At 65.9% G+C, this 25,729-nt stretch carries 25 protein-coding genes; 18 read left to right on the top strand and 7 right to left on the bottom strand.

The features are described 5' to 3' along the window. Positions 1-29 precede the first annotated feature (29 nt). The 7 genes from mgrA to tsaD are packed head-to-tail and all read left to right on the top strand — an operon-like array spanning position 30 to position 5,692. Positions 30-1,076, top strand: coding sequence for an L-glyceraldehyde 3-phosphate reductase (gene mgrA, locus N2K99_RS12600; protein WP_227933067.1), 1,047 nt, complete (start codon positions 30-32; stop codon positions 1,074-1,076). Beyond that, a complete protein-coding gene (locus N2K99_RS12595; protein ID WP_227933044.1) occupies positions 1,077-1,601 on the top strand; it encodes a GNAT family N-acetyltransferase in 525 nt (174 codons plus the stop codon). Beyond that, positions 1,598-2,848, top strand: coding sequence for an alanine racemase (gene alr, locus N2K99_RS12590; protein WP_227933045.1), 1,251 nt, complete (start codon positions 1,598-1,600; stop codon positions 2,846-2,848). Before N2K99_RS12595 ends, alr begins: the two co-directional genes overlap by 4 nt. Further along, entirely contained in the window at positions 2,848-3,372 is a 525-nt protein-coding gene (gene tsaE / locus N2K99_RS12585) for a tRNA (adenosine(37)-N6)-threonylcarbamoyltransferase complex ATPase subunit type 1 TsaE (RefSeq protein ID WP_227933068.1), read from the top strand. The genes alr and tsaE overlap by 1 nt, the downstream gene beginning before the upstream one ends. Before the next feature lie 57 nt (positions 3,373-3,429). Then, positions 3,430-4,098: a tRNA (adenosine(37)-N6)-threonylcarbamoyltransferase complex dimerization subunit type 1 TsaB gene (gene tsaB / locus N2K99_RS12580; protein WP_227933046.1), complete on the top strand. Its 669-nt coding sequence runs from the start codon at positions 3,430-3,432 to the stop codon at positions 4,096-4,098. Between the two features lie 29 nt (positions 4,099-4,127). After that, positions 4,128-4,613: a ribosomal protein S18-alanine N-acetyltransferase gene (gene rimI / locus N2K99_RS12575; RefSeq protein WP_227920867.1), complete on the top strand. Its 486-nt coding sequence runs from the start codon at positions 4,128-4,130 to the stop codon at positions 4,611-4,613. Further along, a complete protein-coding gene (tsaD, locus tag N2K99_RS12570; protein ID WP_227918653.1) occupies positions 4,610-5,692 on the top strand; it encodes a tRNA (adenosine(37)-N6)-threonylcarbamoyltransferase complex transferase subunit TsaD in 1,083 nt (360 codons plus the stop codon). Before rimI ends, tsaD begins: the two co-directional genes overlap by 4 nt. Before the next feature lie 86 nt (positions 5,693-5,778). Here tsaD and N2K99_RS12565 read toward each other — a convergent pair whose 3' ends face one another. Next, positions 5,779-6,924 (bottom strand): glutamate--cysteine ligase, encoded by a 1,146-nt coding sequence (locus tag N2K99_RS12565; protein ID WP_227918650.1) that lies wholly within the window; start codon positions 6,922-6,924, stop codon positions 5,779-5,781. A 158-nt stretch (positions 6,925-7,082) separates the two neighbouring features. On the opposite strand from N2K99_RS12565, the gene N2K99_RS12560 reads away from it, so the two are divergent. Continuing rightward, complete coding sequence (locus tag N2K99_RS12560) at positions 7,083-7,895, top strand: shikimate 5-dehydrogenase (RefSeq protein WP_227918648.1); 813 nt, start codon at positions 7,083-7,085, stop codon at positions 7,893-7,895. A 30-nt stretch (positions 7,896-7,925) separates the two neighbouring features. Here N2K99_RS12560 and N2K99_RS12555 read toward each other — a convergent pair whose 3' ends face one another. Next, the gene (locus N2K99_RS12555) at positions 7,926-9,143 is read right to left on the bottom strand and encodes a THUMP-like domain-containing protein (RefSeq protein ID WP_227933047.1); all 1,218 of its coding nucleotides are present in this window, start codon (positions 9,141-9,143) and stop codon (positions 7,926-7,928) included. Positions 9,144-9,197: 54 nt separating this feature from the next. Between N2K99_RS12555 and N2K99_RS12550 the strand changes: the two genes are divergently transcribed. The 5 genes from N2K99_RS12550 (at position 9,198) to N2K99_RS12530 (ending at position 14,127) form a co-directional block, all read left to right on the top strand. Beyond that, positions 9,198-10,373: a MalY/PatB family protein gene (locus N2K99_RS12550; RefSeq protein ID WP_227933048.1), complete on the top strand. Its 1,176-nt coding sequence runs from the start codon at positions 9,198-9,200 to the stop codon at positions 10,371-10,373. Positions 10,374-10,499: 126 nt separating this feature from the next. Continuing rightward, the gene (locus tag N2K99_RS12545) at positions 10,500-10,862 is read left to right on the top strand and encodes a DUF6507 family protein (protein ID WP_260554645.1); all 363 of its coding nucleotides are present in this window, start codon (positions 10,500-10,502) and stop codon (positions 10,860-10,862) included. Then, on the top strand, positions 10,828-12,198 hold the full coding sequence (locus tag N2K99_RS12540) for a hypothetical protein (protein ID WP_260554644.1): 1,371 nt from the start codon (positions 10,828-10,830) through the stop codon (positions 12,196-12,198). The genes N2K99_RS12545 and N2K99_RS12540 overlap by 35 nt, the downstream gene beginning before the upstream one ends. Before the next feature lie 97 nt (positions 12,199-12,295). Further along, entirely contained in the window at positions 12,296-12,715 is a 420-nt protein-coding gene (locus N2K99_RS12535; protein WP_227918637.1) for a hypothetical protein, read from the top strand. Further along, complete coding sequence (locus tag N2K99_RS12530) at positions 12,715-14,127, top strand: hypothetical protein (RefSeq protein WP_227933049.1); 1,413 nt, start codon at positions 12,715-12,717, stop codon at positions 14,125-14,127. The genes N2K99_RS12535 and N2K99_RS12530 overlap by 1 nt, the downstream gene beginning before the upstream one ends. Positions 14,128-14,137: 10 nt before the next feature. Here N2K99_RS12530 and N2K99_RS12525 read toward each other — a convergent pair whose 3' ends face one another. From N2K99_RS12525 to N2K99_RS12505, 5 genes are all read right to left on the bottom strand, one after another. Continuing rightward, a complete protein-coding gene (locus N2K99_RS12525) occupies positions 14,138-14,431 on the bottom strand; it encodes a hypothetical protein (RefSeq protein ID WP_227933050.1) in 294 nt (97 codons plus the stop codon). A gap of 202 nt (positions 14,432-14,633) precedes the next feature. Continuing rightward, positions 14,634-15,392 (bottom strand): ABC transporter ATP-binding protein, encoded by a 759-nt coding sequence (locus N2K99_RS12520; protein ID WP_227933051.1) that lies wholly within the window; start codon positions 15,390-15,392, stop codon positions 14,634-14,636. Between the two features lie 37 nt (positions 15,393-15,429). Next, positions 15,430-16,446 (bottom strand): iron chelate uptake ABC transporter family permease subunit, encoded by a 1,017-nt coding sequence (locus tag N2K99_RS12515; protein ID WP_227918627.1) that lies wholly within the window; start codon positions 16,444-16,446, stop codon positions 15,430-15,432. Further along, on the bottom strand, positions 16,439-17,479 hold the full coding sequence (locus N2K99_RS12510; protein WP_227918625.1) for an ABC transporter permease: 1,041 nt from the start codon (positions 17,477-17,479) through the stop codon (positions 16,439-16,441). Before N2K99_RS12510 ends, N2K99_RS12515 begins: the two co-directional genes overlap by 8 nt. A gap of 67 nt (positions 17,480-17,546) precedes the next feature. Next, a complete protein-coding gene (locus N2K99_RS12505; protein ID WP_227918620.1) occupies positions 17,547-18,488 on the bottom strand; it encodes a siderophore ABC transporter substrate-binding protein in 942 nt (313 codons plus the stop codon). 333 nt (positions 18,489-18,821) lie between these two features. Between N2K99_RS12505 and groES the strand changes: the two genes are divergently transcribed. The 5 genes from groES to N2K99_RS12480 all read left to right on the top strand — a co-directional run bounded on the left by groES (position 18,822) and on the right by N2K99_RS12480 (position 25,611). Continuing rightward, a complete protein-coding gene (groES, locus tag N2K99_RS12500) occupies positions 18,822-19,118 on the top strand; it encodes a co-chaperone GroES (protein WP_146361179.1) in 297 nt (98 codons plus the stop codon). 82 nt (positions 19,119-19,200) lie between these two features. Next, entirely contained in the window at positions 19,201-20,811 is a 1,611-nt protein-coding gene (gene groL, locus N2K99_RS12495; protein ID WP_227918619.1) for a chaperonin GroEL, read from the top strand. Positions 20,812-21,024: 213 nt separating this feature from the next. Continuing rightward, positions 21,025-22,542, top strand: coding sequence for an IMP dehydrogenase (gene guaB, locus N2K99_RS12490; protein WP_227918618.1), 1,518 nt, complete (start codon positions 21,025-21,027; stop codon positions 22,540-22,542). Positions 22,543-22,682: 140 nt separating this feature from the next. Further along, positions 22,683-23,822, top strand: coding sequence for a GuaB3 family IMP dehydrogenase-related protein (locus tag N2K99_RS12485; protein WP_227918616.1), 1,140 nt, complete (start codon positions 22,683-22,685; stop codon positions 23,820-23,822). Positions 23,823-23,886: 64 nt separating this feature from the next. After that, a complete protein-coding gene (locus N2K99_RS12480) occupies positions 23,887-25,611 on the top strand; it encodes a glycerol-3-phosphate dehydrogenase/oxidase (protein WP_227933052.1) in 1,725 nt (574 codons plus the stop codon). The last annotated feature ends 118 nt before the right edge of the window (positions 25,612-25,729 follow it).

The raw sequence follows: 25,729 nt of genomic DNA, 5'->3' as shown, positions 1-25,729 counted from the left end.
AGCCCGGCAACAGTGGCAGTATGGTCCCCATGACTTATGTTGCTGCGGACAACCGATACGAATCCATGCCCTACCGGCGCGTCGGAAAGAGCGGACTCCAGCTCCCGGCAGTCTCCCTGGGACTCTGGCACAACTTCGGCGATGACAAACCCTTCGAAACCCAGCGGGCCATCCTCCGCCGGGCCTTCGACCTTGGCGTCACCCACTTTGACCTGGCCAACAATTACGGCCCGCCCTACGGCTCCGCCGAAACCAACTTCGGCCGGCATTTCCAGGACGATTTCCGTCCGTACCGCGACCAGCTGGTGATCTCCAGCAAGGCAGGCTACGACATGTGGCCGGGTCCGTACGGCAACTGGGGATCCCGCAAGTACCTGCTCTCTTCCCTGGACCAGTCCCTGGAACGCATGGGCCTGGACTACGTGGACATCTTCTACAGCCACCGCCCGGACCCTGAAACCCCGCTGGAGGAAACCATGGGGGCCCTGGACACCGCAGTACGGTCCGGACGGGCACTCTATGCAGGCATCTCGTCCTACTCGCCCGAAAAGACCATCGAGGCGGCGCGGATCCTGCGGGAAATGGGCACCCCGCTGCTCATCCACCAGCCCTCCTATTCCATGCTCAACCGCTGGGTGGAAGACGGCCAGCCGGACCTGTTCGCAGCCCTGGATGAAGTAGGTGCAGGTTCCATTGCCTTCTCACCCCTGGCGCAGGGCCTGCTCACCAACAAATACCTCAACGGCGTGCCGGAGGACTCCCGCGCTGCTGCCGGAAAGTCCCTGGACCAGTCCCAGCTTTCGGAGGAAAACCTGGAACGGGTACGGGGGCTCAACAGCATTGCCGAATCACGCGGCCAGAGCCTGGCCCAGATGGCCATCGCCTGGGTGCTGCGCAGCCGGACCGACACTGCACCCATCACCTCGGCCCTGATCGGTGCCTCAAGCGTGAAGCAGCTGGAAGACTCGCTGGCTGCCGTGAACAACCTGGAGTTCTCCGCGGACGAGCTGCGCCGGATCGACGAATACGCCGTCGATTCCAAGATCAACCTGTGGGCAGCAGCCCTCGACGCGTAAATGGGTGCACTGACCATCCGGGAGGCCAGGCCCGGTGACTGGCCGGACCTCTGGAACCTGATGGAACCCATCGTGCGTGCCGGAGAAACCTACTGCTGGGACACCGGCAGCACTGAGGAGCAGGCCCGGCTGTTGTGGCTGGAGCCTGCTCCTACGGTGGTGTTCGTTGCCCTCAAGGAGGGAAAGGTAGCCGGGACCGCGCAGCTGCACCCCAACAAGTCGGGCAACGGCAGCCACGTCGCCAATGCCTCCTTCATGACCGCCTCGGAGTTCAGCGGCCAGGGGGTTGCACGGGCACTCGGTGAGCATGTGCTGGCCGAGGCCGCCCGCCGCGGCTATCGCTCAATGCAGTTCAACGCCGTGGTGGAAACCAACACCCGGGCGGTGGCGTTGTGGCAGTCCCTCGGCTTCTCGATCCTCGCCACTGTGCCCGAAGCCTTCCGGCATCCCGCCAAGGGGCTGACCGGCCTGCACATCATGCACCGGACCCTGGACACGGAGGGGAGTGAAAGAATAGGTACGTGAACTACCCTGAATTCCGCCCTCCGGCCGAACGTGCTGCCGTAATCGACCTGGCTGCCATCCGGCACAATGTCCGCCACCTCTCCCACATTGTCAGCCCCGCCCGCGTTATGGCAGTGGTCAAGGCTGACGCCTACGGGCACGGCGCCGTCGAGACTGCGCGTGCGGCAATCCAGGCCGGCGCGGCCTGGCTGGGCGTGGCCCACATCAGTGAAGCGCTGGCGCTCCGCGCCGCAGGCATTGCCGAACCGGTCCTTGCCTGGCTGCACACGCGGGACGCCGAATTCGGTGAAGCCATCCGGGCCAACGTGGATCTTGGAGTCTCCGGCTGGGACCTGGACGCCGTGGTCGCGGCTGCCCGGGAATTGGAAATGCCGGCCCGGGTGCACTTGAAGATAGATACGGGGCTGGGCCGCAACGGCTGCCCGGAGGACCTCTGGGAAGCCTTCGTCGGCCGGGCCCTGGCCTATCAGGAAGAGGGCCTGCTGCGGGTGGTCGGGATCTTCTCCCACTTCGCCGTGGCGGACGAACCCCACCGTCCGGAAACCGATGAGCAGCTGCGGAAGTTCCGCGAGGCGGTCGCCGTAGCCGAAGACGCCGGTGTGGACCGCGAAGTACGGCACATCGCCAATACCCCGGGTGCGCTGTCCCGCCCGGATGCCCACTTCGACCTGGTCCGCATCGGGCTGGGCATGTACGGGCTGTCGCCGTTTGCCGGGCAGACCTCGGCGGAGCTGGGCCTGCGCCCGGCGATGAGCCTGAAGACCACTGTCGCTGCGTGCAAGGAAGTTCCGGCCGGCCAGGGCGTCTCCTACGGACTGCACTACCGCACCAAGGAGCCGACCACACTGGCCCTGGTGCCGGTGGGCTATGCCGACGGCATCCCGCGGGTCGCCACCGGCGGACCCGTCCAGATAGACGGACAGACGTACCCGGTGGTCGGGCGCATCGCCATGGACCAGATGGTCATTGACCTGGGCCGGACCGGCATTGCCGGGACGCCGGATTCCTTCGAGGGCCGGGAAGCCGTCCTCTTCGGCGGCGAGGGCCAGCCGAGCGTCGATGAATGGGCGTCAGCGGCCGGGAGCATCAATTACGAGATCATTACCCGGATCAGCGGCCGGGTTCAGCGCGTTTATGTGGACACCGCGGCGGACGAGGACGCACCCGCCCCGCCCATCGCCTTGGAAGCCGCGCCCGGAGCGCCCGCTGCAGAAGGCGAACAGGCACAGGCGGTACAGGCCAAGTGATGCAGGAACCTGTCTGGGAAGCTGAATTCCGGACCAACGGAGCCGAAGAGACCCAGGCGCTCGCCGAACGCCTCGGCCGCGTCCTGCGCCGCGGGGACCTGCTGCTGCTCACCGGTGAACTGGGCGCGGGGAAAACCACCTTCACCCAGGGGCTCGGCGCCGGGCTCGGCGTGCGGCCGGGCATCATTTCGCCCACCTTCGTTCTGGTCCGGGAACACCCGAGCCTGGGGGACGGACCGGACCTGGTCCATGTGGACGCCTACCGGCTGGGTTCCGAGGGAGAAGTGGACGACATCGACCTCGAAGCCTCCATGGACCGCTCGGTCACCGTGGTCGAGTGGGGTCGGGGGCTGGTGGAGCACCTGTCCGACAGCCGGCTGGAGATCACCCTGGTCCGCGCCGTCGGCGGCGACGCTCCGGGCGCCCCGGCCACGGACTACTCCGACGAGGACACCGATGAAGAGCGCACCATCCGGCTGGCGGGATTCGGTCCACGCTGGCAGCAGGCGCCGGACCTGGGCTGAACGCCCGCGGCAGCTCCCCGGAAACGGCCATCCGGGCAGCGCCGTAGAATAGGAACCGTGCTGATTCTCTCCATTGATACCTCCGCCATCGCCAGTGCGGCACTGCTCAACGGGGAGGGAGAGATCCTGGCATCCTTTGCCACCGAAGACACCCGCTCCCACGCCGAAGTCCTTGCCCCCGGAATCGCCGGCCTGCTGGCCGACGCTGGGATCACCGGGCAGGACCTGGATGCAGTGGTCGTAGGTGTGGGTCCAGGCCCGTTCACCGGCCTGCGTGCCGGAATCGCCACTGCCCGGACCCTCGCCTTCGCCTGGGACAAGCCGCTGCACGGGGTCATGAGCCTGGACGCCATCGCCGTGGATGCCGCCCTTGATGCCTGGCGCCTGGGCATTGACGAATTCGCCGTGGCCACCGATGCCCGGCGCAAAGAGGTCTACTGGGCCGGCTACCGCAGCACCGGCGGAACACCGGAACTGCTGGACGGCCCGCACGTGAGCGGCCCCGGCGAGGTTCCCGCGCTGCCCGTTTACGGAGCGGGAGCCGGCCTGTACCCGGACACCCTGCACGTCGTGGAGGGTTTCGCCGACGCGCAGCCCACCGCCGCGGCCCTGGGACGCACCGCCGTCGTCCGGCTGGTCCGCGGGCTGCCGCTGCTGCCCAGCACCCCGCTGTACCTGCGCGAATCCGACGCCAAGGTCCCCGGCCCGCGGAAGCGCGCCCTGTGACCGCCGCGGAGACCGTGCGCATCCGACGCATGGACGCCGAAGACATTCCCGCCGTCGATGCACTGGAACGCCGGCTGTTTCCCGTCGACGCGTGGCCGCTGCAGATGTTCCACGACGAACTCGCCCAGACGTCCACGCGGTCCTACTACGTGGCGGTGGACCCGGCCGGAACCGTCATCGGTTATGCCGGCCTGATGTGTGTGCTGCCGATCGCGGACGTCCAGACCATCGCCGTCGTACCCGAAAGCGAAGGGGCAGGCATCGGCTCCCGGCTGCTCACCACCCTGGTGGACGAAGCGAAGGAGCGCGGCGCCGAGGACGTGCTCCTGGAGGTGCGCGACGACAACCCGCGTGCCCAGCGCCTGTACCGCTGGTTCGGTTTCGAACAGATCCATGTCCGGCCGCGCTATTACCGCGACGGCGCCTCCGCGCTGATCATGCGCCTGCCCCTGGCCGAGTGGTCCGGCGCTCCGACGGCGGCCGGGACTGCAACAGAAACGAAGGACAGTAAATGAACCGCACCGACCCCCTGGTGCTTGGCATCGAATCCTCCTGCGACGAAACCGGAATCGGAATCGTTCGGGGGACCGACCTGCTGACCAACACGGTTTCCTCCTCGATGGAGGAACACGTTCGGTTCGGCGGCGTCATTCCCGAGATCGCCTCCCGGGCGCACCTGGACGCAATGGTCCCGGCGCTGCAGGCGGCCCTGGCCGAAGCGGGCGTGACGCTCGCCGACCTCGACGCCATTGCCGTCACCTCCGGCCCGGGCCTCTCGGGGGCCCTGATGGTCGGGGTCAGCGCCGCGAAGGCACTGGCCCTGGCCACGGGCAAGCCGCTCTACGCCATCAACCACCTGGTGGCGCACGTGGGCGTGGGCGTGCTCGACGGCGGCGCCCTGCCGGAAAACCTCGGAGCGCTGCTGGTCTCCGGCGGGCATACCGAGATCCTGCGCGTAGCCGACCTTACGAGCGATGTGGAGCTGCTCGGCTCCACCATCGACGACGCCGCGGGTGAGGCCTACGACAAGGTGGCCCGCATCCTCGGGCTGGGCTACCCCGGCGGACCGGCCATCGACCGGCTGGCGAGGGAAGGCAACCCGAAGGCCATCCGCTTCCCGCGCGGCCTGACCCAGCCCAAGTACATGGGCACCGCCGAAGCGCCGGGACCGCACCGCTACGACTGGTCCTTCTCCGGCCTCAAGACGGCCGTGGCCCGCTGCGTGGAGCAGTATGAGGCGGCCGGCCAGGACCTTCCGGTGGCGGACATCGCTGCGTCCTTCCAGGAGGCCGTGGTGGACGTGATTACCGCCAAGGCAGTGCTGGCCTGCACGGAGCACGGTATTACCAACCTGCTCCTGGGCGGGGGAGTGGCAGCCAACTCGAGGCTGCGCGCCCTGACCGAGGAGCGTTGCGCGGCAGCGGGCATCAAACTGCGGGTCCCGCCGATCTCCCTGTGCACCGACAACGGGGCCATGGTCGCCGCGCTGGGCGCACAGGTGGTCATGGCAGGCGGCGAACCGTCGGGGATCGGCTTTGGCACGGACCCGTCGCTGCCGGTCACCAGCATCCACGTGGCAGCGGCCCGGGCCTAGGACCGCACGGCTGCTGGCTCCGGCACGACGCAGAAGGGCCCCGGCGGAATACCGCCGGGGCCCTTTTCGTGCGCAGGAAACGGTGGTCAGGCGCGGCGGAGCTGCCGGATACCGTCCATAACGACGGCGCGCAGGTCGCCGCCGTTCTCTTCCGCCACCCGGCGCTGCTGCTGGTACCCGGCGCCGCGCTCAATGATGGTCCGGACGTCGGCCAGCTCGGTGCTGCAGCCCAGTTCGGCGGCGATCGGTGCCAGCCGGGGCAGGACATCCTCGAGCAGGTGGTCGGTGACCAGCTTTTCGTTGCCCTCGGCGTCGAGGATCACGATGGCTTCCAGGCCGTAGCGGGCCGCACGCCACTTGTTTTCCTGGACGTGCCAGGGCGGCATGGTGGGGATGCTGCCGCCGGCGTCGATGATCGAGGAGAACTCGTGCACCAGGCACTGGGTGAGTGCGGCGATGGCACCCACGTCCTGGATATCCGCCAACCCGTCGCAGACCCGCATTTCGATGGTGCCCAGTCCCGGAACGGGCCGGATGTCCCACCGGATTTCACTGATCGAATCGATGACTCCGGTGGTGAACATGTCCTGAACATAGGATTCGTACTCGGTCCAGGAGCCGAACTGGAACGGCAGGCCGGCGGTGGGCAGCTGCTGGAACATCAGGGCACGCTGGGAGGCGTAGCCGGTATCGTCCCCGGACCAGAACGGAGAGGACGCGGACAGGGCCTGGAAATGCGGGAAGTAGTTCACCAGTCCGTCCAGGACGGGCAGCACCTTGTCCCGGCTGTCCAGTCCCACATGGACGTGGACCCCGTAAATGAGCATCTGCTGGCCCCACCACTGGGTCCGGTCAATAAGTTTGGCGTAGCGTTCCTTGTCCGTGACCGGCTGTGAACGCGGTGTGCTGAACGGGTGGGACCCTGCGCAGAACAGTTCAACGCCCATGGGATCGGTTACCTGCCGGACCGCTGCGAGGGAACGGGCAAGATCCGCCTTGGCCTCCGCGACGGTGCTGCAGATACCGGTCACCAGTTCAACGGTGTTTTCCAGCAGTTCCTGCTTGATGTGCGGGTGCTCGTCATCAGCATGCAGCGCGGGGTCGTTGACGTTCACGCCGCGCAGCACCTCATCCGCCACGGAGACCAGATCTCCGGTGGTGCCGTCCACAAGGGCCAGTTCCCACTCGACTCCCAATGTTGACTGGGCCGACTTGGCGAACTCGATTTCCAAACTGTCTCCTGCTTTATGCGCTACCACTGAAGTACCCGGACCCGCATCATTGCGTTGAGAACCGTACCAATCCTATAGCCGCAGGCGCCTGCTTCGGGCCTCGGCACCGAACACGCCGGGAAATCGAAGGCCGCGGCCGGCGCAGACATAATGGGGGAATGCCGATCCTGAACAAAGACATGACCCTGTGCATTTCCCTGGCTGCACGTCCCAGCAACATCGGTACGCGTTTCCACAACTACCTTTATGACCAGCTGGGCCTGAACTACGTGTACAAGGCGTTCGCCCCCGCTGACCTGGCACAGGCCATTGCCGGGGTGCGCGGGCTGCCCATCCGCGGCTGTGCTGTGTCCATGCCGTACAAGGAGGACGTGATTGCGCTCGTGGACCGGATGGATCCGTCCGCGAAGGCCATCGATTCCGTGAACACGATAGTCAACGACGACGGCGTGCTCACCGCCTACAACACCGACTACCTGGCCATCGCCCGGCTGCTGCGGGATCACAGGGTTCCGGCCACGCACTCGGTGCTGCTGCGCGGATCCGGCGGCATGGCCAAGGCAGTGGCCGCAGCACTGCGGGACGCGGGGTTCTCCGACGTCACGGTGGTCGCCCGCAACGAGGCCGCCGGCCGTGCGCTGGCCGATCTTTACGACTTTGCCTGGCAGGCGGAGCCCGGCACGTCCACGGCGGACCTGCTCATTAACGTCACCCCGCTGGGCATGTCCGGGCAGGACGAGGACGTGCAGTCCTTCGGCGATGACGCCGTGGCTGCCGCCCGGGTGGTGTTCGACGTCGTTGCGCTGCCCTCGGAAACCCCGCTGATCGCTGCCGCCCGCGCCGCCGGGAAACCGGTGATCACCGGGGCGGAGGTCATTGCCATCCAGGCGGAGGAACAGTTCGTGCTCTACACAGGGGTACGCCCGACACCGGAGCAGATCCGCGAAGCCAGCGAGTTCTCTCGGTCCTGACCCGCTTTCCGGCGCGGCCGCCCGCACCGTCTAGGCGGCCGGAACCGGTTCCACCACCAGCGCCACGCGGTCCTCGCCAATCCGGGTGAGGACCAGCGTCGCTTTGTTCGGGCCTTTACCGGAGCCGGTGAGCAGGGCCTTGCGGACCTCTTCGGGTGTCACGGACATGCCGCGCTTCTTGATGTCCAGCACACCGATGCGGTTTTCCCGGACCCAGGCCTTCAGCGCCCTGATGTTGTACGGGCGGACGTCGCGGATCCGGTAGGCGCGGGCGAAGGGAGTTTCGCGCAGTTCCGGGGCGCAGATGTAGGCGATGTGCGGATCCAGGAGATGTCCGTCCAGGGTGCCCGCGACGTCGGCCACCAGCCCGGCACGGATTACGGCGCCGTCGGGTTCATACAGGTAGCCCTCGGCAGGCCCCACGGCCACGTCCTGGGCACCGGCGTCGTAGTCCACCGGGGAGGTCAGCTCCGCAGCGCCGCCGGAACCGATCACCAGGGCGGCGCGCCGGACGCCCTCGCGGCGCAGCGCGTTGAACCACAGGGTCGCCTCGGTGACATCCCCGTCCACGGACACCCACTGCGCCTCGCAGTTGGCCGGCAGCGCCTCGTGCGGGATGCCGGGGCCCATCTTCACCCCGACGGGCAGGCCGGCGTCCGCCAGGGATTCCACGAAGGACAGGGGAGGGGAGAAGGCCTCCGGGTCGAAGATGCGCGTGGTGCCGGACGTCGACGTGGTCCTGCGCGCCGGATCCAGCCACACGCCGTCGAACCCGGTCAGGTCAAAGTCCTCGGCACGGCCCTGGACCACCGTCGCCTCCGGCCAGGGCATGAGGTTGATGGTGGCTGCCGCAGCGGTGATTTCATCCAGTTCGACGGCGGTCACCCGGCGGTCCAAAGTGGCCAGGGCGAGGGAATCGGCACCGATTCCGCAGCCGAGGTCCGCGATCTTCTCCAGCCCGGCCTCCTGGTAGCGGCGGGCGTGCAGGGCGGCCACGTTCAGCCGGGTGGCCTGCTCCAGGCCGGGCTGCGTGAAGACCATGTGCTCGGCGAACGGACCGAACTTTCCGCGGGCCTTCATCCGCAGTTTTGCCTGCGTCAGGACGGCGGCCACCAGCTCGGGGGAATGCCCGGCCTTGCGCAGGTCCGTGTTCAGCTTCAGGGACTCGGATTCGAGATAGGGGGGAAGCGAGTTCAGCAGCTGCCATCCCTCGGGGGTCAGAATATGGGCAAGGGAAGTATCGGGCATGCCCTCCAGCCTAGTTGTTCTGCCTGCGGGCACGTTAGCTGTAGGTTGGGCGGCATGACGAAGATCGCCGCCGAGCCGCTGGCCGCACTGCGGGCACGCACCAGCTACAAATGGCAGACCTATCCGGCGGATGTGCTGCCGCTGTTCGTGGCGGAAATGGACTACCCGCTGGCGGAACCGGTGCAGCAGGCCATCATCGACCGGGTGCTGGCCTCGGACACCGGGTATATCGCCGGGCCTCAGCCGGTGGCAGCGGCCTTCGCGGGGTTCGCCGCGCGGACCTGGGCCTGGGCAGTGGACCCGGATGACGTGCGGAGCACCACGGACGTGAGCGTGGCCATTGTGGAATGCCTGCGGCAGGCAGTACCCGTGGACGGGAGCGTGGTCATCACCCCGCCGGTCTATCCGCCGTTCTTCGAGCTGCCGCTGGAAGCGGACTCCTCAGTGGTGGAGGTGCCGCTCCTGATCGACGGTGAGGGCTGGGAATTGGACCTGGCCGGCATTGAGCGGGCCTTTGCCCGCGGCGCTGACGCCTTGCTGCTGTGCAACCCGCATAATCCGCTGGGGCTGGTCCACTCTGCCGACACCCTGCGGGCGCTCGCCGACCTGTCCGTGAAGTACGGCGTGGCCGTGATCAGCGACGAGATCCACGCCCCGCTGACGTACGAACCGGGGGACTTCACTCCCTACCTCACCGTCTCGGAGAACGCGCGGGAATATGGCCTCTGCGTGACGGCCGCCAGCAAGGCGTGGAATATCGCCGGTACCAAGTGTGCGGTAATGATCGGCCAAAGCGACCGGACCCGGCTGATGCTGGCTTCCATGCCCGAGGAAGTCTCCGCGCGCACCAGCATCCTCGGCCTGCATGCCACGGCTGCGGCCTATAACGACGGCGGTCCCTGGCTCGCCGGGGTGATGGAGTCTTTGGCCGCGAACCGGCGCCTGTTGGCTGAACTTCTGGCGGAGAGGCTGCCGGGCGCGGGGTACCGTCCGCCCTCGGCCGGGTACCTTGCCTGGTTGGATTTCCGAGCCCTTGGCTGGGGTGACGATCCCGCGGCGGTGGCCCTGCAACGGGCGCGGGTGGCGCTGGAACCGGGGCCGCGGTTCGGCCAGAAGGGCGCCGGATTTGTCCGGTTGAACTTCGCCTGCTCCCCGGAGGTGCTGACCGAGGCTGTAGGGCGGCTCGCCGAAGCGGCAGGTCAGGCAGGACAGCGGGCCGGCCATGGGTAGTTCTCCCCATGGCTCCAAACTGCGCGGACCGGTTAGGGTACTCACAGCGGAGGCACTATAGGGGCCGGCCCGCGCGTAGGACAACCCGTGAGGACGGGATTGGGACAACATGGGGGAATCATGAGTTTGAGCGGTTACACAATTCAGGTTGACGCGTGTTCGGGTCTGCTGATCCGGGTCCGTGACGACGAGGGAATCACGGATGCCGCCACGTCGTTGGAAACGGCATACGCCCAGGCAACGGACGGCTGCGGGAGTGCCCCGGTTGCCGCTGCACTGGAGGCGATCCGCGAGATTGTGGCCCTTCAGGCCGAATGGGCCGGTAAACGGGTGGAGAACGCAGTCGACGGCGTCGGCCAGGCCCTCACTGCCTATCTCGAAGGCGACCAAAAGATGGCAGACGACGCCTGCGGTGTCATGACCCAGGCACCCGAACTGCCGATTGAGGCAGGCAGTGCCGACCGCTACTCACCCGTGGCGGTGTACTGAGATGGCTTTTGACACCACGGGGCTGCAGGGCTGGCCTTCCCCAGCACAGCTGACGGCTGGCGCTGACGCGGTTCGGGGCGCAGGGCCCGAACTCGAGAACGCCATCGCGGATGCGTCCGCTCAATGGAATGGTCTGCAGGGCATCTATCAGGCGCCGGAGGCCGAGGTGGCCTACGGTGTTTTCGCCAATATCACCCCCCACGGTGGATTTGTCAGCTCCGCGTGCGAGCAGGTAGCCAAAGCACTCCAGGAGTTCGCTGACGGAATTGCCCACCTGGAAACCGCGCGCACCCAGGTCCTGGCAGACATCGCGGCCCATAATGCCTTTGTAAACAGTGATTCCTTTGGCGAGGAACAGCAGGACATGGCCGACCTCGGACGGGACACGCTGCAGGGCACGGTCAACCATTTGGCGGCCGAATTCCTTTGGCTGGAGGAGAACTGTGTATCCGCCCTGTCGGATACCACGGGGGAAACCAATCCGTTTTTCTCTTTTATGGCGACGCAGTTCGCGGGTGTGATGTTCAACGTAATGGACACTGCGCTTGGAGGAGTGCGGTTCCGCACTTCACAGCATCCCGCAGGACCGGGTGCGTACTACGACATCCGGCCTGAGCGAAACAATGTTCTTTACGACAACAGCCGGCGGTACGCAGACTACGTCGACAACTCGAACAGATTCCACACGCCCCACGAGGAAGGCCTGGGTGGAAAGGTCGTCAAGGGCGGCGGCTGGGTGCTCACCGTCGGCGGCGCCTATTTCACCTATCAGGACCAGGAACAGAAGGCGTACAACGACCTGCTGGCCAGCAATCCGGAGATGACGGAGGAGGAACGGCGCGCCGAGGCGAGCAAAATCGCGGGGTTCCGTACCGGCACCAGCGTAGTCGGCGGGTTGGGGGCCGGCGCCATCGGGGCAGGCGTTGGAAGCTTCGCCGGCCCGGCAGGCACGGTTGTCGGCTTCGTTGTCGGCTCTGCCGTCGGGTGGGCAATGGAGCAGCCTTTGGATGCGCTGGGGGGCAGGACCGTTACGGAGTGGGCCGGAGATGGAATCCGCGAAGGATGGGATTACCTGAGCGGACCTGGGCTGGACCAGGCCCAGCAGGCCGCTGAGGCCTTGGCCGAACAAGCGGAAGAAGCAGCGGAAAAGGCGTATAAGGCCGCGGAAGAAGCAGCGGAAAATGCGCGCAGGGCCCTGGAAGACGCAAAGGAGAACGTTGACAGGGTCGTGGACGATGCGAAGGAAAACGTCGGCAAGGCCGTGGAAGATGCAAAGGAAAACGTCGAGAAGACAATTGACGACGTGAAAGACCGCGTATTTGGCTGGATGGGATAACCGGCCCCTGATGAATCCATGGGATAGATTAGGCTGACTTCGGCACGGGCGTGCCGCCGTTGCCGCCGCATTAAAAGATCGGACGTGTGTCGAATAAATGAACGCCAATACTGTCGGGGCATTGATCCTGATTCCACTGGGCATCATTCTTATGCTTTGCGGTCTGCTCGTTTACAACGGCAGGTTCCGCCACTACCGGACCGGCCTCAACATCGTGCTGTCCGGAGAGCCGGCGCTCGCGACAACCTACCTTGGTGCGGCTTTTATCCTGATGCCGCTGACGCAGTTCGCCATGGACGGCGGCCTAAACGCGCTGGTAACCATGTTCTTGATCCTTCTGATGTTTATCGCTGGAATATTGGGGGTGCTGGGCAGTTTCTGGATGCCGCCGTTCCTGCAGCCGCAGTGGATACGAGATGAAAAGAGAGCCGCCCGCCGCCGTCGCCAGGAAGAAGCTGCCATGCGTGCCGGCGGGGGCGGAATGTCGTCCAAAGCCAACGGACGGAGCAATTCCTGATGGACCCGTTTTCCGGTTTCCCGAGAGTCAGTTTCCGCGGTGTCAGTGCCGTCCTTCCGCCGGGCTGGGAACAGCAGCCCGGTACCGGCAGCATGTGGATCCTTGCGCACCCGCCCGTTCCGGCCGGGCATTTCCGACCGAACCTGGTCATCAGGGCCGGCAGCAACGGGGGAGCGTCGCTGCTGCGACTGTCCACGGCGGGGCTGGCCGAGACCATGGCGACTCTTGCCCCGATCCACGTCCTCTCCGTTGACGAGTGGCCCAAGGTGTTTGACCGCGGGTCGGGCCAGGCACTGCCCGGGCGGCGGCACCGCTTTGTGTATGAGGCAGACGGGCACACCGTCTGTGTGGACCGTTGGGTTTGGGTCATCGGGGCCGGGGTTCTTGAAGCTACGGCAAGCTACGCCCTGGAGGACCACGTTGGGCAGAAGGCACTCTTTGAGTACCTCGTGGACCAGTTGGAATTCAAGGACCACGGCGCAACACATGTCCTGGACTGGTCGGGGTTCGACCTGATCACCCGGTCCGACCCCATGCCCGACTTTTTCGCTTCGGAACAGCGCAGGACGGTGGTCGAAGACCTCAGCCGGATTTCGGCCGAGCAGCCGTATGTCCCCGCCGGGAAGGTGATGCCGGACGCCGCCGTCGAACTGTTCCAGACGCTGGGGCACCGGGGAAAGCTGGGGCGTTTTGACCTTGCGGGGCAGCAGGAAGCCGTGCGGGAACTACTCCGCGCGGAGCTGCTGACGGAATCCGGCCAGGCCACGGCGAAGGGGAAGGAATACCTCACGCCGTATGTCGACCCGGAAGCCCGCCTGACGCTTACCGCTCGGCGCGGCGGCGAGGTGCGGAACGCCGAAGTATGGATGGGATCCGGGCGTGCCCTGCTGCTCGCCGATCCCTCCTTCTACGCTACCGGCCAAGCAACCGGCCGCGAGATCCGGCTGATGCGGGACGCGCATCTTCCACTGGCCCTGGCTGCCTGGGCCGGGGTCGCCCCTGCATGGCCGCTCCGGCACGCCCCGCTCGTGATTGATGAAACCCGGTTCGATGCCCGGGTGGCCTCGGAATCGGTGCCGCTGCCCCATGGATCGGACGAAGCCGTGGAACGGCTGTGGAACGCGTCCTGGACCAGCTGGTCCATCACACATGTTGAGGCCTACGCGGGGTTCCGCTGGCTGCATGCCGCCGAAGCCGGCCACTACTCCGTGATCCCCGTTGACGGCGGCCTGAGATTGGACGCGCAGCCCTCGTCCCTCGTATGGGATGCGATTGTCCGGACGGTCCACACTGCTGCCACCGGGTCCCAGCTCGATCTCGGTACCGATGTTCCCTCCGCCTGGCTGCATGCCCGGCTTCCTGCGCCCGACGCCCGGGAATCAGGAACAGGGGCGCAGACACCGGCACACTGACCTGCTGGCGCTACGCCAGGATACTCAGCTGCCGGGGCGCCAGGGGGTCCGAGGAAAAGCTTCCGGTAAGAACCGGCAGTTCGCCGGTTTCCGCACTGCGGGTCAATCCCGCCATTGCGTCTTCAGTGATGCTGGCCTTCCTGAGGTCCAGGAGCACTTTCAGGCCCGGCAGGGCAGCGTTGGTGCGGCGGGCGAGCACGTACAGCACCCTGCAGTTGCCTTCCGTGATCTTCCCGCGCACCACCAGCCGCGCCTGGCGCAGGTCGACGTCGAGCCGGATGGCAACGCGCAGCTTGGGCTCCATGGCAGACCTTCCGGGAAGGGGCGGAAAAGTGCGGCGGATTCCAACCTAGGAGTGCCTTTCCCCTTGGCGCAATGCGCCGGGCGGATACTGCCTGCCCGGGGTGGTCAACTTGGCCGCGGGCGGGGGTATTCCGATGCCGGGGGAAGACCGGTTCGCCACAGACTTCTTCGACGGCGGCAACAATCCGCTGGGCACACGGGAGCTAGGCGAAATAGACGCCGATCCGGTTTCCGTCGATCTCCTCGATCCGGATATCGATCTCGTAGATATCCTTCAACACGTCCGGCCGCATGATGGCCGACGGCGGCCCCTGGTGGATCAGCCGGCCGTCGCACATGGCAATGATGTCGTCGGAGTAGCAGGAGGCGAAGTTGATGTCGTGGATGACCAGCACCACGGTCTTCCCGAAGTCGTCCGTGAGCCGGCGCAGCAGCCGCATCATTTCCACGGAGTGCTTCATGTCCAGGTTGTTCAGCGGCTCGTCCAGGAGCAGATAGTCCGTATCCTGCGCCAGCACCATGGCAATGAACGCCCGCTGGCGCTGTCCGCCGGAGAGCTCGTCCACAAACCGGTCCGCCAACGCCGTCAGGTCCAGGTACGCCATTGCCTGCTCGATGTGGGCCTTGTCTTCGGGTCCCGGCCGGCCGCCGTTGTGCGGGTAGCGGCCGAACCCCACCAGGTCCCGAACGGTCAGGCGGACGGTGAGCTGGTTGTCCTGGCGCAGGATCGCCATTTTCCGGGCGAGGTCCCGGCCGGGGGTGGAAACGACGTCGAGCCCGTCCACGGCAACCGTGCCGGAATCCATGGGCAGCAGGCGGCTGATCATGGAGAGCAGCGTGGATTTGCCCGCACCGTTGGGCCCGATGATCGAGGTGATGCCGCCTTCCTTGATCTCGCAGCTCACCCCGTCCACGACGACGGCGGAGGAGTAGCGCTTGGTGACGCCGTTGACGGTGATCATGAACGGGGGCCTTTCAGGCGGTGCAGGGGGAGGAGGGTCATTTCACGTTTCCCCTCAGGAGCAGGATGAGGAACACGATGCCGCCCACGAACTCGATGACGATGCTCAGCGCGGTGTCGAAGTCGAAGATCCGCTCCAGCACCAGCTGGCCGCCCACCAGGGCGATGATTCCCAGCAGAACGGCAATCGGCAGCACCGAAGCATGCCGGAACTTCGCGCAGAGCTGGTAGGCCAGGGACGCAATGAGGAGCCCGAAGAAGGTCACCGGACCGACCAGGGCCGTGGACACCGCGACGAGCACCGAGCAGATGATCAGCGTGGCGGTGACCGCCCGCTTGTGGTCCACTCCCAGGTTCACCGCGGTCTCGCGGCCCAGGGCCAGGACATCGAAGGAGTGGCGCATCCGCCAGGCGACGGCACTGACAAGCGCGACGGCGGCCGCGGAGTAGCCCAGCAGGGCGGCGTCGACATTGTTGAAGCTGGCAAAGAACAGGTCCTGCAGGATGATGAATTCGCTCGGGTCGATCAGCCGCTGCAGCAGCGAGGAGAAGCCGCGGAACATCGTGCCGAAGACAATTCCGACCAGCAGCATCAAGTGCAGGGATTTCCCGCCGCCGGTGAACAGCCACCGGTACAGCAGGAACGAGAACCCGACCATCAGCAGCACCTCGAGGCTGAAGCGGATCGGCGCGCCCAGGGACAGCAGGGCGCCGCCGCCCAAGGCAAACACCAGGACCGTCTGGATCAGCACGTAGAGGGCATCGAAGCCCATGATCGACGGCGTGAGGATCCGGTTGGCGGTGACGGTCTGGAACAGGACGGTGGAAACCCCGACGGCGTAGGCCACCAGGATCATGGAGCCCACCTTGATCGCCCGGCGCGGCAGTGCGTAACCCAGGTTTCCGCGCAGCTCAATGGTCATGAACACCGCAACCAGTGCCGCCGCGACCAGGCCCAGGGTGATGATCCAGAAGCGGGCTGGAACGGTCCGGACGGGACGCCGGCGGTGCTCGGTAAGTGCTGCGGGCAGTGCGCTGGTGGATGGATCAGGCATGGGAACCGCGCTTGCGTAGGAGGAGGTACAGGAAGATGACGCTGCCTACGGCGGAAACCACTACACCCACCGGGATTTCATACGGGTAGCGGATGGTGCGTCCGATGATGTCGCAGAGCAGGACGAAGCCCGCTCCGAAGACGGCGACCCAGGGCACCGCGCGGCGGACGTTGTCACCGATCAGCAGGGACACCAGGTTGGGCACGATCAGGCCCAGGAACGGGATGGAGCCGACGCTGACTACCACCACGGCGCTGATGAGCGAGACGATCACCAGTCCGAGCGCCATGACCCGGTTGTAGTTCAGGCCGAGGTTGGTGGTGAAGTCCTGCCCCATGCCGGCAACCGTGAAACGGTCCGCGGCCAGGTAGCCGATCAGGGTCAGGGCGCCGACAATCCAGAGCAGTTCGTAGCGGCCGCGCAGGACGCCGGAGAAGTCGCCGATCATCCAGCTGTTCAGCGTCTGGAGGAGGTCGGTGCGGTAGGCGAAGAAAGTGGTGACGGCGGAAATCACGCCGCCGAGCATGATGCCCACCAGGGGAACGATCAGGGTGTTGCGCAGCGGGATCCGGCGCAGGATGAGCAGGAAGAGTGCGGTTCCTGCAGCGGCGAAGACCGAAGCCGTGGACATCTTCAGGAACATGGAGGCGCCCGGCAGCAGCACGGTCACCGCCAGGATCCCCAGCTGGGCCGACTCCACCGTGCCGACGGTGGAGGGTTCCACGAACTTGTTCCGGGCCATCAGCTGCATGATCAGCCCGGCCACGCTCAGGGCCATGCCCGCCAGGACAATACTCAGCGTGCGGGGGAGCTGGCTGACCCAGAACAGCATGTGCGTGGTGGGATCCCCGGACAGCAGCGAGGCGAGCGAAAGGTCACCGACGCCGACGAAAAGGCTGACGGCCGCCAGCAGCACCACAACGCAGACCCCTAGGACCAGTGCGGCGGTTGAACGCACAAAGCGCCGCCGTTCCGGGGGAGCGGCGGCGGACGCGGGGGCCGGTTTCTTTGCCGGCACGGCGGGGGCAGTCATGTTTCGGTATCCAGTTCCTCCGTGGCCCGGCACTGACGGTGCCGGGCCACGGAGCGCAGAGGGGCGGCTAGAGAGCGTCGTGGACGGTGTTAACCATGGTGTCCACGTTGTTCAGGCCGTATCCGACCAGGTACCAGCTGGCGGAGTCCAGCATGGTGATGTTTCCGTTCTGGGCAGCCTTGGTGCTCTTGACCAGATCGTTGTCGAGCACGGCGGAGGCGGCTTCGCCGGAGGTGCCGACGGCTACGTCGCGGTCAATGACGAACAGGTGGTCCGGATTGGTATCCGCAATGTAGTTGAAGGAAACGGATTCGCCGTGCTTACCTTCGCCCTTGACTTCGGCGGCCGGTTCCAGGCCCAGGACGTCGTGGATGATGCCGAACCGCGAGCCTGCGCCGTAGGCGGTCATTTCCCCGCCGCTGGTCATAACGATCAGGCCGTTGCCGGCGTCGGCGGCCAGTTCCTTGGTGTCTTCGACCTTGCCTTCAAGGGCGCCCAGCTTCTCTTCAACCAGGTCTTCCTTTTCGAAGATCGTGCCGAGGGTCTGGGTGTTTTCCTTGAAGGAGTTCCAGGAATCGGCGTTATCGACGCTGAGGTCGATGGTGGGGGCAATCTTGCTTAATTCTTCGTAAGAATCGGCAACCCGGCCGGAAATGATGATCAGGTCCGGAGCGCCGGCGTTGATCGCTTCGAAGTCGGGCTCCTTCATGCTGCCGATCTTGGTGATCTCTTCGGCGCCGTACTGGGAGAGGCTCTGAGGGAAGTTGGCGGCAGGCACGCCGTCGACGTCAATGTCGAGGGCATCCATGGTGTCGAGGGCGCCGAGGTCGAAGGTGTACACGGTCTCCGGGTTCACCGGAACTTCGGTGCTTCCCTGGGCGTGCTCGACCGTCACGGTTGAGGCCTGTGCGGACTCGACGTCCGCCTCTGCTGCTTCAGTGGAGCAGGCGCTGAGCGCGAGGAGGGACACAAGGGCGGTTCCGGCCAGCAGGCGGGACTTGGTGATCATGGGGGCTCCGGTGAGAGTCGATGTGCCAATCCGGGGATTAGGTCACAGAAATGTTTTCTAATGGTGCGCAGATGAAAACTATCCCGGTTAGGAGAACCTAAGCAAATCCCGTTCTTCATTTACCTGCCCGCCAGTACGGGGGAGAGGGGCGGGCAGGCGGCGCACGCTGGCACTCACCTTGACCGAGTGCTAACCGTTGCATAAAGTCTGAGTTAGCACTCCGAACGTGAGGGTGCTAACTCCCGAAGGGAAAGCGCGAACCGGCACCGCGACGACGGCCAGCGCCAGACCAACGGCCCCATTCCGTTAGAAACTACGCAAAGGAGAGCCCGAGTGTCGGTCTCTATTAAGCCCCTTGAGGATCGTATTGTTGTCCGCCCCCTCGAAGCCGAGCAGACCACTGCTTCCGGCCTGGTAATCCCGGACACTGCAAAGGAAAAGCCCCAGGAGGGTGAAGTAGTTGCAGTTGGACCCGGCCGCGTTGATGACAACGGCAACCGCATCCCGGTTGACGTTGCCGAAGGCGACGTAGTCATTTACTCCAAGTACGGCGGAACCGAAGTCAAGCACGGCGGCCAGGAATACCTGGTGCTGTCCGCCCGCGACGTGCTGGCCGTCGTCGTAAAGTAGTTCCCCTGGAAAACCCCGGCCACGATTCTGGCCGGGGTTTTCTGATGTAGGTGCAGATGTAGTTGTCGGAAAGGACACACACATGGCAAAGCAGTTGGAGTTCAATGACTCCGCCCGTCGCTCGCTCGAAGCAGGCGTCGATAAGCTCGCCAACACGGTCAAGGTGACCCTCGGCCCGCGCGGCCGCAACGTCGTCCTGGCCAAGACCTGGGGCGCTCCCACCATCACCAACGACGGCGTCACGATTGCCCGCGAAATTGAGCTGGACGACCCGTACGAGAACCTCGGTGCACAGCTGGCCAAGGAAGTAGCCACCAAGACCAACGATGTTGCCGGCGACGGCACCACCACGGCCACCGTGCTGGCACAGGCCCTGGTCAAGGAAGGCCTGCGCAACGTTGCCGCCGGTGCTGCCCCCGGGCAGCTCAAGCGCGGCATCGAGGTGTCCGTTGACGCGGTAGCCAAGCGCCTGCTGGAGAACGCCAAGGAAGTTGAAGGCAACCAGGTTGCCCACGTTGCGGCAATCTCCGCGCAGAGCACCGAGATCGGCGAGCTGCTGGCCCAGGCCTTCGACACCGTCGGCAAGGACGGCGTCATCACGATCGAGGAGTCCTCCTCGACGCAGACCGAGCTGGCCATCACCGAGGGCATGCAGTTCGACAAGGGCTACCTCTCGCCGTACTTCGTGACCGACCCGGAGCGCCAGGAAGCCGTCCTCGAAGACGCGCTGATCCTGATCAACTCCGGCAAGATCTCCTCCGTCGCCGAGTTCCTGCCGCTGCTGGAAAAGGCTCTGCAGACCTCCAAGCCGCTGTTCATCATCGCCGAAGACGTAGACGGGGAAGCCCTGTCCACCCTGGTGGTCAACAAGATCCGCGGCACCCTGAACGTCGTCGCCGTCAAGGCTCCGGGCTTCGGTGACCGCCGCAAGGCAATGATGCAGGACATCGCGACCCTCACCGGCGCCCAGGTGGTCAGCCCCGACCTCGGCCTGAAGCTGGACCAGGTTGGCCTTGAGGTGCTGGGCTCCGCCCGCCGCATCACGGTCACCAAGGACAACACCACGATTGTTGACGGCACCGGCTCCGAAGCCGACGTCGCCGACCGCGTGGCACAGATCCGTGCCGAGATCGAGCGCACCGATTCGGACTGGGACCGCGAGAAGCTGCAGGAACGCCTCGCCAAGCTGTCCGGCGGCATCGGCGTCATCCGCGTTGGTGCAGCCACCGAGGTGGAGCTGAAGGAAAAGAAGCACCGTATCGAAGATGCCGTTTCCTCCACCCGTGCCGCACTCGAAGAGGGCATTGTGGCCGGCGGCGGTTCCGCGCTGGTCCACGCTGCCCGCGCACTGGACACCGATCCGGAGGTGACGAAGCTGCAGGGCGACGCCGCCACCGCCGTCGGCCTGGTCCGCCGTGCACTGGCACAGCCGCTGCGCTGGATCGCCGAGAATGCCGGTTCCGAAGGTATGGTCGTCGTTGCCAAGGTTGGTGAGCTGGAAGTCAACCACGGCTTCAACGCCGCCACCGGCGAGTACGAAGACCTCATTGCCGCCGGCATCATCGACCCGGTCAAGGTCACCCGCTCGGCCCTGCGCAACGCCGCCTCGATCGCTTCGCTGGTGCTCACCACCGAAGCCCTCGTGGTGGAGAAGCCGGCCGAAGAGGACAACGACCACGGTCACCAGCACTAATCAGCCCTGATCCGCGCCTCACGTGCGGAAATCGGCCTCGGCCCCGCCTCCGGAACCCGTTTCCGGGGCGGGGCCTTTGCTTTCTGCCGTGGCATCCCTCACAGGCGGCAGATACCTTCGGGGAGGAATAGGGGCGGGCCCGCTTTCGCTTTACGATAGGTACAGGCTAAATCGGGCCTTTTCCTTCCTCTCATCCCCGAAAGAGGCGCAGCTTTGAGTCAGCAGTACCCAGAACACGATCCGTTCGGCTTCGTCGGCCTGACCTACGACGACGTCCTCCTGCTGCCTGGCCCGACGGATGTCATTCCCTCTGAAGCCGACACCAGTTCCCGGCTGTCCAAGCGCATCACCGTGCAGACCCCGCTGCTTTCCGCCGCGATGGACACGGTCACCGAATCCCGCATGGCCATCGCCATGGCCCGGCAGGGCGGCCTCGGCGTGATCCACCGGAACCTCTCCATTGCCGACCAGGCGGAGCATGTTGACCGGGTCAAGCGCAGCGAATCCGGCATGATCACCAACCCGGTGACGATTTCCCCCGACGCCACCCTGCAGGAACTCGACGACCTCTGTGCGCATTTCCGTGTTTCGGGCCTGCCGGTGGTGGATACCGAAAACACCCTGCTGGGCATTGTCACCAACCGCGACACCCGCTTCATTCCGCGTGCCGACTACCCAAGCCGCAAGGTCGAAGAGGTCATGACCCGCATGCCGCTCATCACCGGCCGGGTGGGCATCAGCGCCGCAGAAACCATGGAGCTGCTGGGCAAGAACCGGATCGAGAAACTGCCGCTGGTGGACGACGCCGGCAAGCTGCAGGGATTGATCACCGTCAAGGACTTCGACAAGGCCGAGCAGTACCCGCTGGCCACCAAGGATGACGAGGGCCGCCTGCGCGTCGGTGCCGCCATCGGCTTCTTCGGCGACGGCTACGAGCGGGCCATGTCCATGGTCGAGGCCGGCGTCGACATCCTCGTGGTGGACACCGCCAACGGCCACAGTGCGGGCGTGCTGGAAATGATTGCCCGCCTCAAGAAGGACCCGGCTGCCGCGCACGTGGACATCATCGGCGGACAGGCAGCCACCCGCGAAGGCGCCCAGGCCCTGATCGACGCCGGTGCCGACGCCGTCAAGGTAGGCGTGGGGCCGGGTTCCATCTGCACCACCCGCGTAGTTGCCGGAGTGGGCGTCCCGCAGATCACCGCCATCTACGAAGCTTCCAAGGCAGCCATCCCGGCGGGCGTCCCGCTGATCGCCGACGGCGGCCTGCAGTACTCGGGCGACATCGGCAAGGCCATCGTGGCCGGCGCCGACACCGTAATGCTTGGCGGCCTGCTGGCAGGCTCCGCGGAAAGCCCGGGCGACCTGGTCTTCGTCAACGGCAAGCAGTTCAAGTCCTACCGCGGCATGGGGTCGCTCGGGGCCATGCAGTCCCGGGGCAAGAACACCTCCTACTCCAAGGACCGGTACTTCCAGGCCGACGTCCCCAGCGACGAGAAGCTGATTCCGGAAGGCATTGAAGGCCAGGTGCCCTACCGCGGACCGCTTTCCGCCGTGGCGCACCAGCTGGTCGGCGGCCTGCGCCAGACCATGTTCTACACGGGTGCACGCACCATTGAAGAGCTGAAGGCGAAGGGTAAGTTTGTCCGGATCACCCCGGCCGGGCTGAAGGAATCCCACCCGCACGACATCATGATGACGGCCGAGGCACCGAACTACGGACGCCGCTAACCCGTCTTACCTGCCAAGGGCAGCCCCTGCGTACTGCGCAGGGGCTGCCCTTGGGGTTTAAGGGCCCGGTCCGTACTTACAACGGCCCGATACCCGGGAGCTTTCGGGCCGACGCCGCGCACTGGGATAACCTAGGGAACGTGAGTAACGAGATAGAAATTGGCCGTGGCAAGCATGGGCGCAGAGCCTACTCCCTGGATGACGTGGCGATTGTGCCCTCGCGGCGCACCCGCGACCCCCAGGATGTGTCGATCAACTGGCAGATCGATGCCTACCAGTTCGAGATGCCGGTCATCGGCGCCCCGATGGACTCGGTGATGTCTCCGGCTTCAGCCATTGCCCTCGGCAGGCTCGGCGGACTCGGCGTGCTGAACCTCGAGGGCCTGTGGACCCGGTACGAGAATCCGGAACCTCTGCTGGACGAAATCGCCGCCCTCAGCAGCGACAACTTCAACCCCGCCGCCACCCGCCGCCTGCAGGAAATCTACAACGCACCGATCCAGGCCGACCTGATCAGCTCCCGCCTGGCCGAAATGCGCGACGCCGGCGTGACCGTTGCCGGCTCGCTCACCCCGCAGCGCACCCAGGAGTTCTACAAGACCGTCCTCGCCGCCGGCGTCGATGTCTTCGTTATCCGCGGCACCACCGTTTCGGCCGAGCACGTGTCCAAGACCGTGGAACCACTGAACCTGAAGCAGTTCATCTACGAACTTGATGTTCCGGTGATCGTCGGCGGAGCCGCCGGCTACACCCCGGCCCTGCACCTGATGCGGACCGGCGCGGCCGGCGTCCTCGTCGGGTTCGGCGGCGGCGCGACCACTACCACCCGGCGTGCGCTGGGCATCCACGCGCCCATGGCCACGGCCATCTCCGACATCGCCGAGGCCCGCCGGGACTACATGGACGAGTCCGGCGGACGGTACGTGCACGTGATCGCCGACGGCGGCATGGGCACCAGCGGCGACATCATCAAGGCCTTCGCTATGGGCGCCGACGCCGTGATGCTCGGTTCCGCGCTGGCCCGAGCCGAAGAGGCACCGGGCCAGGGCTGGCACTGGGGGCAGGAAGCACACCACAGCGAGCTGCCGCGCGGCGACAGGGTCCGGCTGGACACCGTCGGACCGTTGAAAGAGGTCCTTTGGGGGCCGTCCCACCACACCAACGGCACCTCCAACCTCATGGGTGCGCTGCGCCGGGCAATGGCCACCACCGGCTACTCGGACCTGAAAGCGTTCCAGCGCATCGAAGTGCTGGTGTCGCCCTACCAGTACAGCCTGTAAATACCGGCGCCCAGCCCATAGAGTGGACGCAGCTACGGCAGGACCCTAGAGAGGAACCTGGACCATGACTGCAGACGCCCTGAGCCCCGAGTACCGGACAGATGCCATGGACAAGCTCCGGGCAACCACCGCGCCGGGCAATGAGCTGGACATCCTGATCGTCGGCGGCGGCGTGGTGGGCGCCGGCGCCGCGCTGGACGCGGTGACGCGCGGGCTGAAGGTAGGCATGGTGGAGGCCCGGGACTGGGCGTCGGGAACGTCGTCGCGGTCCTCCAAGCTCATCCACGGCGGCCTGCGCTATCTGGAGATGCTCGATTTCGCGTTGGTCCAGGAGGCGTTGAAGGAACGGGGGCTGCTGCTGCAGCGGATCGCCCCGCACCTGGTGAAGCCCGTGGCGTTCCTGTACCCGCTGACCAAGCGGTTCATCGAGCGGCCGTACGTGGGCGCCGGCATCTTCCTGTACGACACCATGGGCATGACCTCCGGGAACTCCCGCGGGGTGCCCATGCAGAAGCACCTGACCCGGAGCCAGACACTGCGGATGGCGCCGAGCCTGAAGGATGACGCCATGGTGGGTGCCATCCGCTACTACGACGGCCAGGTGGACGACGCCCGGTACGTGGCCAACATGGTCCGCACAGCCGCGCATTACGGTGCCGCAGTGGTCAACCGGCTCGCCGTCGTCGACTTCCTGCGCGAGGGCGAACGCGTGGTCGGGGCCCGCGTCCGCGACCAGGAAACCGGCAGCGAGTTCGACATCGCGGCAAGCCAGGTGGTCAATGCCACCGGCGTCTGGACGGATGAAACCCAGGCCATGGTGACCGACCGCGGGCAGCTGAAGGTCCGCGCGTCCAAGGGCGTCCACCTGGTGGTTCCCAAGGACCGGATCCAGTCCACCGTCGGCATGATCCTGCGGACGGAAAAATCCGTGCTCTTCGTGATCCCGTGGGGGCGGCACTGGATTATCGGCACCACCGACACGGACTGGAACCTGGACAAGGCCCACCCGGCGGCCACCTCGGCGGACATCGACTACATCCTCGAGCATGTGAACCTGGTGCTGAAGACGCCGCTGACACGGGAGGACGTGGAAGGGGTCTATGCGGGACTGCGGCCGCTGCTGGCCGGGGAAAACGACTCCACTGCCAAACTCTCGCGTGAACACGTGGTGGCCCACCCGGTGCCGGGACTCGTGGTGGTTGCCGGCGGTAAATGGACCACCTACCGGGTCATGGCCAAGGACGCCGTGGATGAGGCAGCCCGGGCACTGGATGAAAAGGTTCCCGAGAGCTGCACGCAGACCATCCCCCTCCTGGGCGCGGTGGGCTACAAAGCAGCATGGAACCGCAGGCACCGCACCGCCGACGAGTACGGGGTGCACGTGGTGCGGGTAGAGCATCTGCTCAACCGCTACGGCTCCATGAGCGACGACCTGCTCGAGCTCATCAAGGCGGACCCGACGCTCGCGGAACCGCTGCCCGGCGCCGACGACTACCTGCGCGCGGAAGCCGTGTATGCCACCACGCACGAAGGTGCCCGGCATGTCGAGGACGTCCTCGCCCGGCGGACCCGGATCTCCATCGAAACCTTTGACCGGGGCGTCTCGGCCGCACCGGTGGTGGCCGAACTGATGGCGCCGCTGCTGGGCTGGGACCTTGACCGCGTGGAGAGCGAAGTCGCCCACTACCTTGCACGCGTCGACGCGGAACGCCGCAGCCAGGAACAGCCGGATGACAAGAGCGCCGACACCGCCCGCCTGGCGGCCGAGGACATAGCACCGCGCATCTAGTGCGGCACCACGGACTAACGGAAATGCAGAAAGCCCCTTGAACGAACACCTGTCCCCGAACACTGAACACCCCTTGGAACCGGCCCCGGCCGAAGAGCTCACCCTGAACGAAGCCGGG

This window comes from Arthrobacter sp. zg-Y1110 (assembly GCF_025244865.1).
In the GTDB taxonomy this organism is placed as follows: Bacteria; Actinomycetota; Actinomycetes; order Actinomycetales; family Micrococcaceae; genus Arthrobacter_B.
Note: the sequence above shows the minus strand (reverse complement) of the source record. Positions and strands in the feature narration are given on the sequence as shown.

What these genes read in the sequence shown, in the direction of transcription:
- N2K99_RS12505 (WP_227918620.1), bottom strand. Translation starts at nt 18,488, where the DNA reads ATGATCACCAAGTCCCGCCTGCTGGCCGGAACCGCCCTTGTGTCCCTC.
- N2K99_RS12595 (WP_227933044.1), top strand. Translation starts at nt 1,077, where the DNA reads ATGGGTGCACTGACCATCCGGGAGGCCAGGCCCGGTGACTGGCCGGAC.
- tsaD (WP_227918653.1), top strand. Translation starts at nt 4,610, where the DNA reads ATGAACCGCACCGACCCCCTGGTGCTTGGCATCGAATCCTCCTGCGAC.
- N2K99_RS12515 (WP_227918627.1), bottom strand. Translation starts at nt 16,446, where the DNA reads ATGCCTGATCCATCCACCAGCGCACTGCCCGCAGCACTTACCGAGCAC.
- N2K99_RS12550 (WP_227933048.1), top strand. Translation starts at nt 9,198, where the DNA reads ATGACGAAGATCGCCGCCGAGCCGCTGGCCGCACTGCGGGCACGCACC.
- N2K99_RS12480 (WP_227933052.1), top strand. Translation starts at nt 23,887, where the DNA reads ATGACTGCAGACGCCCTGAGCCCCGAGTACCGGACAGATGCCATGGAC.
- tsaE (WP_227933068.1), top strand. Translation starts at nt 2,848, where the DNA reads ATGCAGGAACCTGTCTGGGAAGCTGAATTCCGGACCAACGGAGCCGAA.
- N2K99_RS12530 (WP_227933049.1), top strand. Translation starts at nt 12,715, where the DNA reads ATGGACCCGTTTTCCGGTTTCCCGAGAGTCAGTTTCCGCGGTGTCAGT.
- N2K99_RS12520 (WP_227933051.1), bottom strand. Translation starts at nt 15,392, where the DNA reads ATGATCACCGTCAACGGCGTCACCAAGCGCTACTCCTCCGCCGTCGTC.
- N2K99_RS12555 (WP_227933047.1), bottom strand. Translation starts at nt 9,143, where the DNA reads ATGCCCGATACTTCCCTTGCCCATATTCTGACCCCCGAGGGATGGCAG.
- N2K99_RS12560 (WP_227918648.1), top strand. Translation starts at nt 7,083, where the DNA reads ATGCCGATCCTGAACAAAGACATGACCCTGTGCATTTCCCTGGCTGCA.
- groL (WP_227918619.1), top strand. Translation starts at nt 19,201, where the DNA reads ATGGCAAAGCAGTTGGAGTTCAATGACTCCGCCCGTCGCTCGCTCGAA.
- N2K99_RS12510 (WP_227918625.1), bottom strand. Translation starts at nt 17,479, where the DNA reads ATGACTGCCCCCGCCGTGCCGGCAAAGAAACCGGCCCCCGCGTCCGCC.
- rimI (WP_227920867.1), top strand. Translation starts at nt 4,128, where the DNA reads ATGGACGCCGAAGACATTCCCGCCGTCGATGCACTGGAACGCCGGCTG.
- N2K99_RS12525 (WP_227933050.1), bottom strand. Translation starts at nt 14,431, where the DNA reads ATGGAGCCCAAGCTGCGCGTTGCCATCCGGCTCGACGTCGACCTGCGC.
- mgrA (WP_227933067.1), top strand. Translation starts at nt 30, where the DNA reads ATGACTTATGTTGCTGCGGACAACCGATACGAATCCATGCCCTACCGG.
- N2K99_RS12535 (WP_227918637.1), top strand. Translation starts at nt 12,296, where the DNA reads ATGAACGCCAATACTGTCGGGGCATTGATCCTGATTCCACTGGGCATC.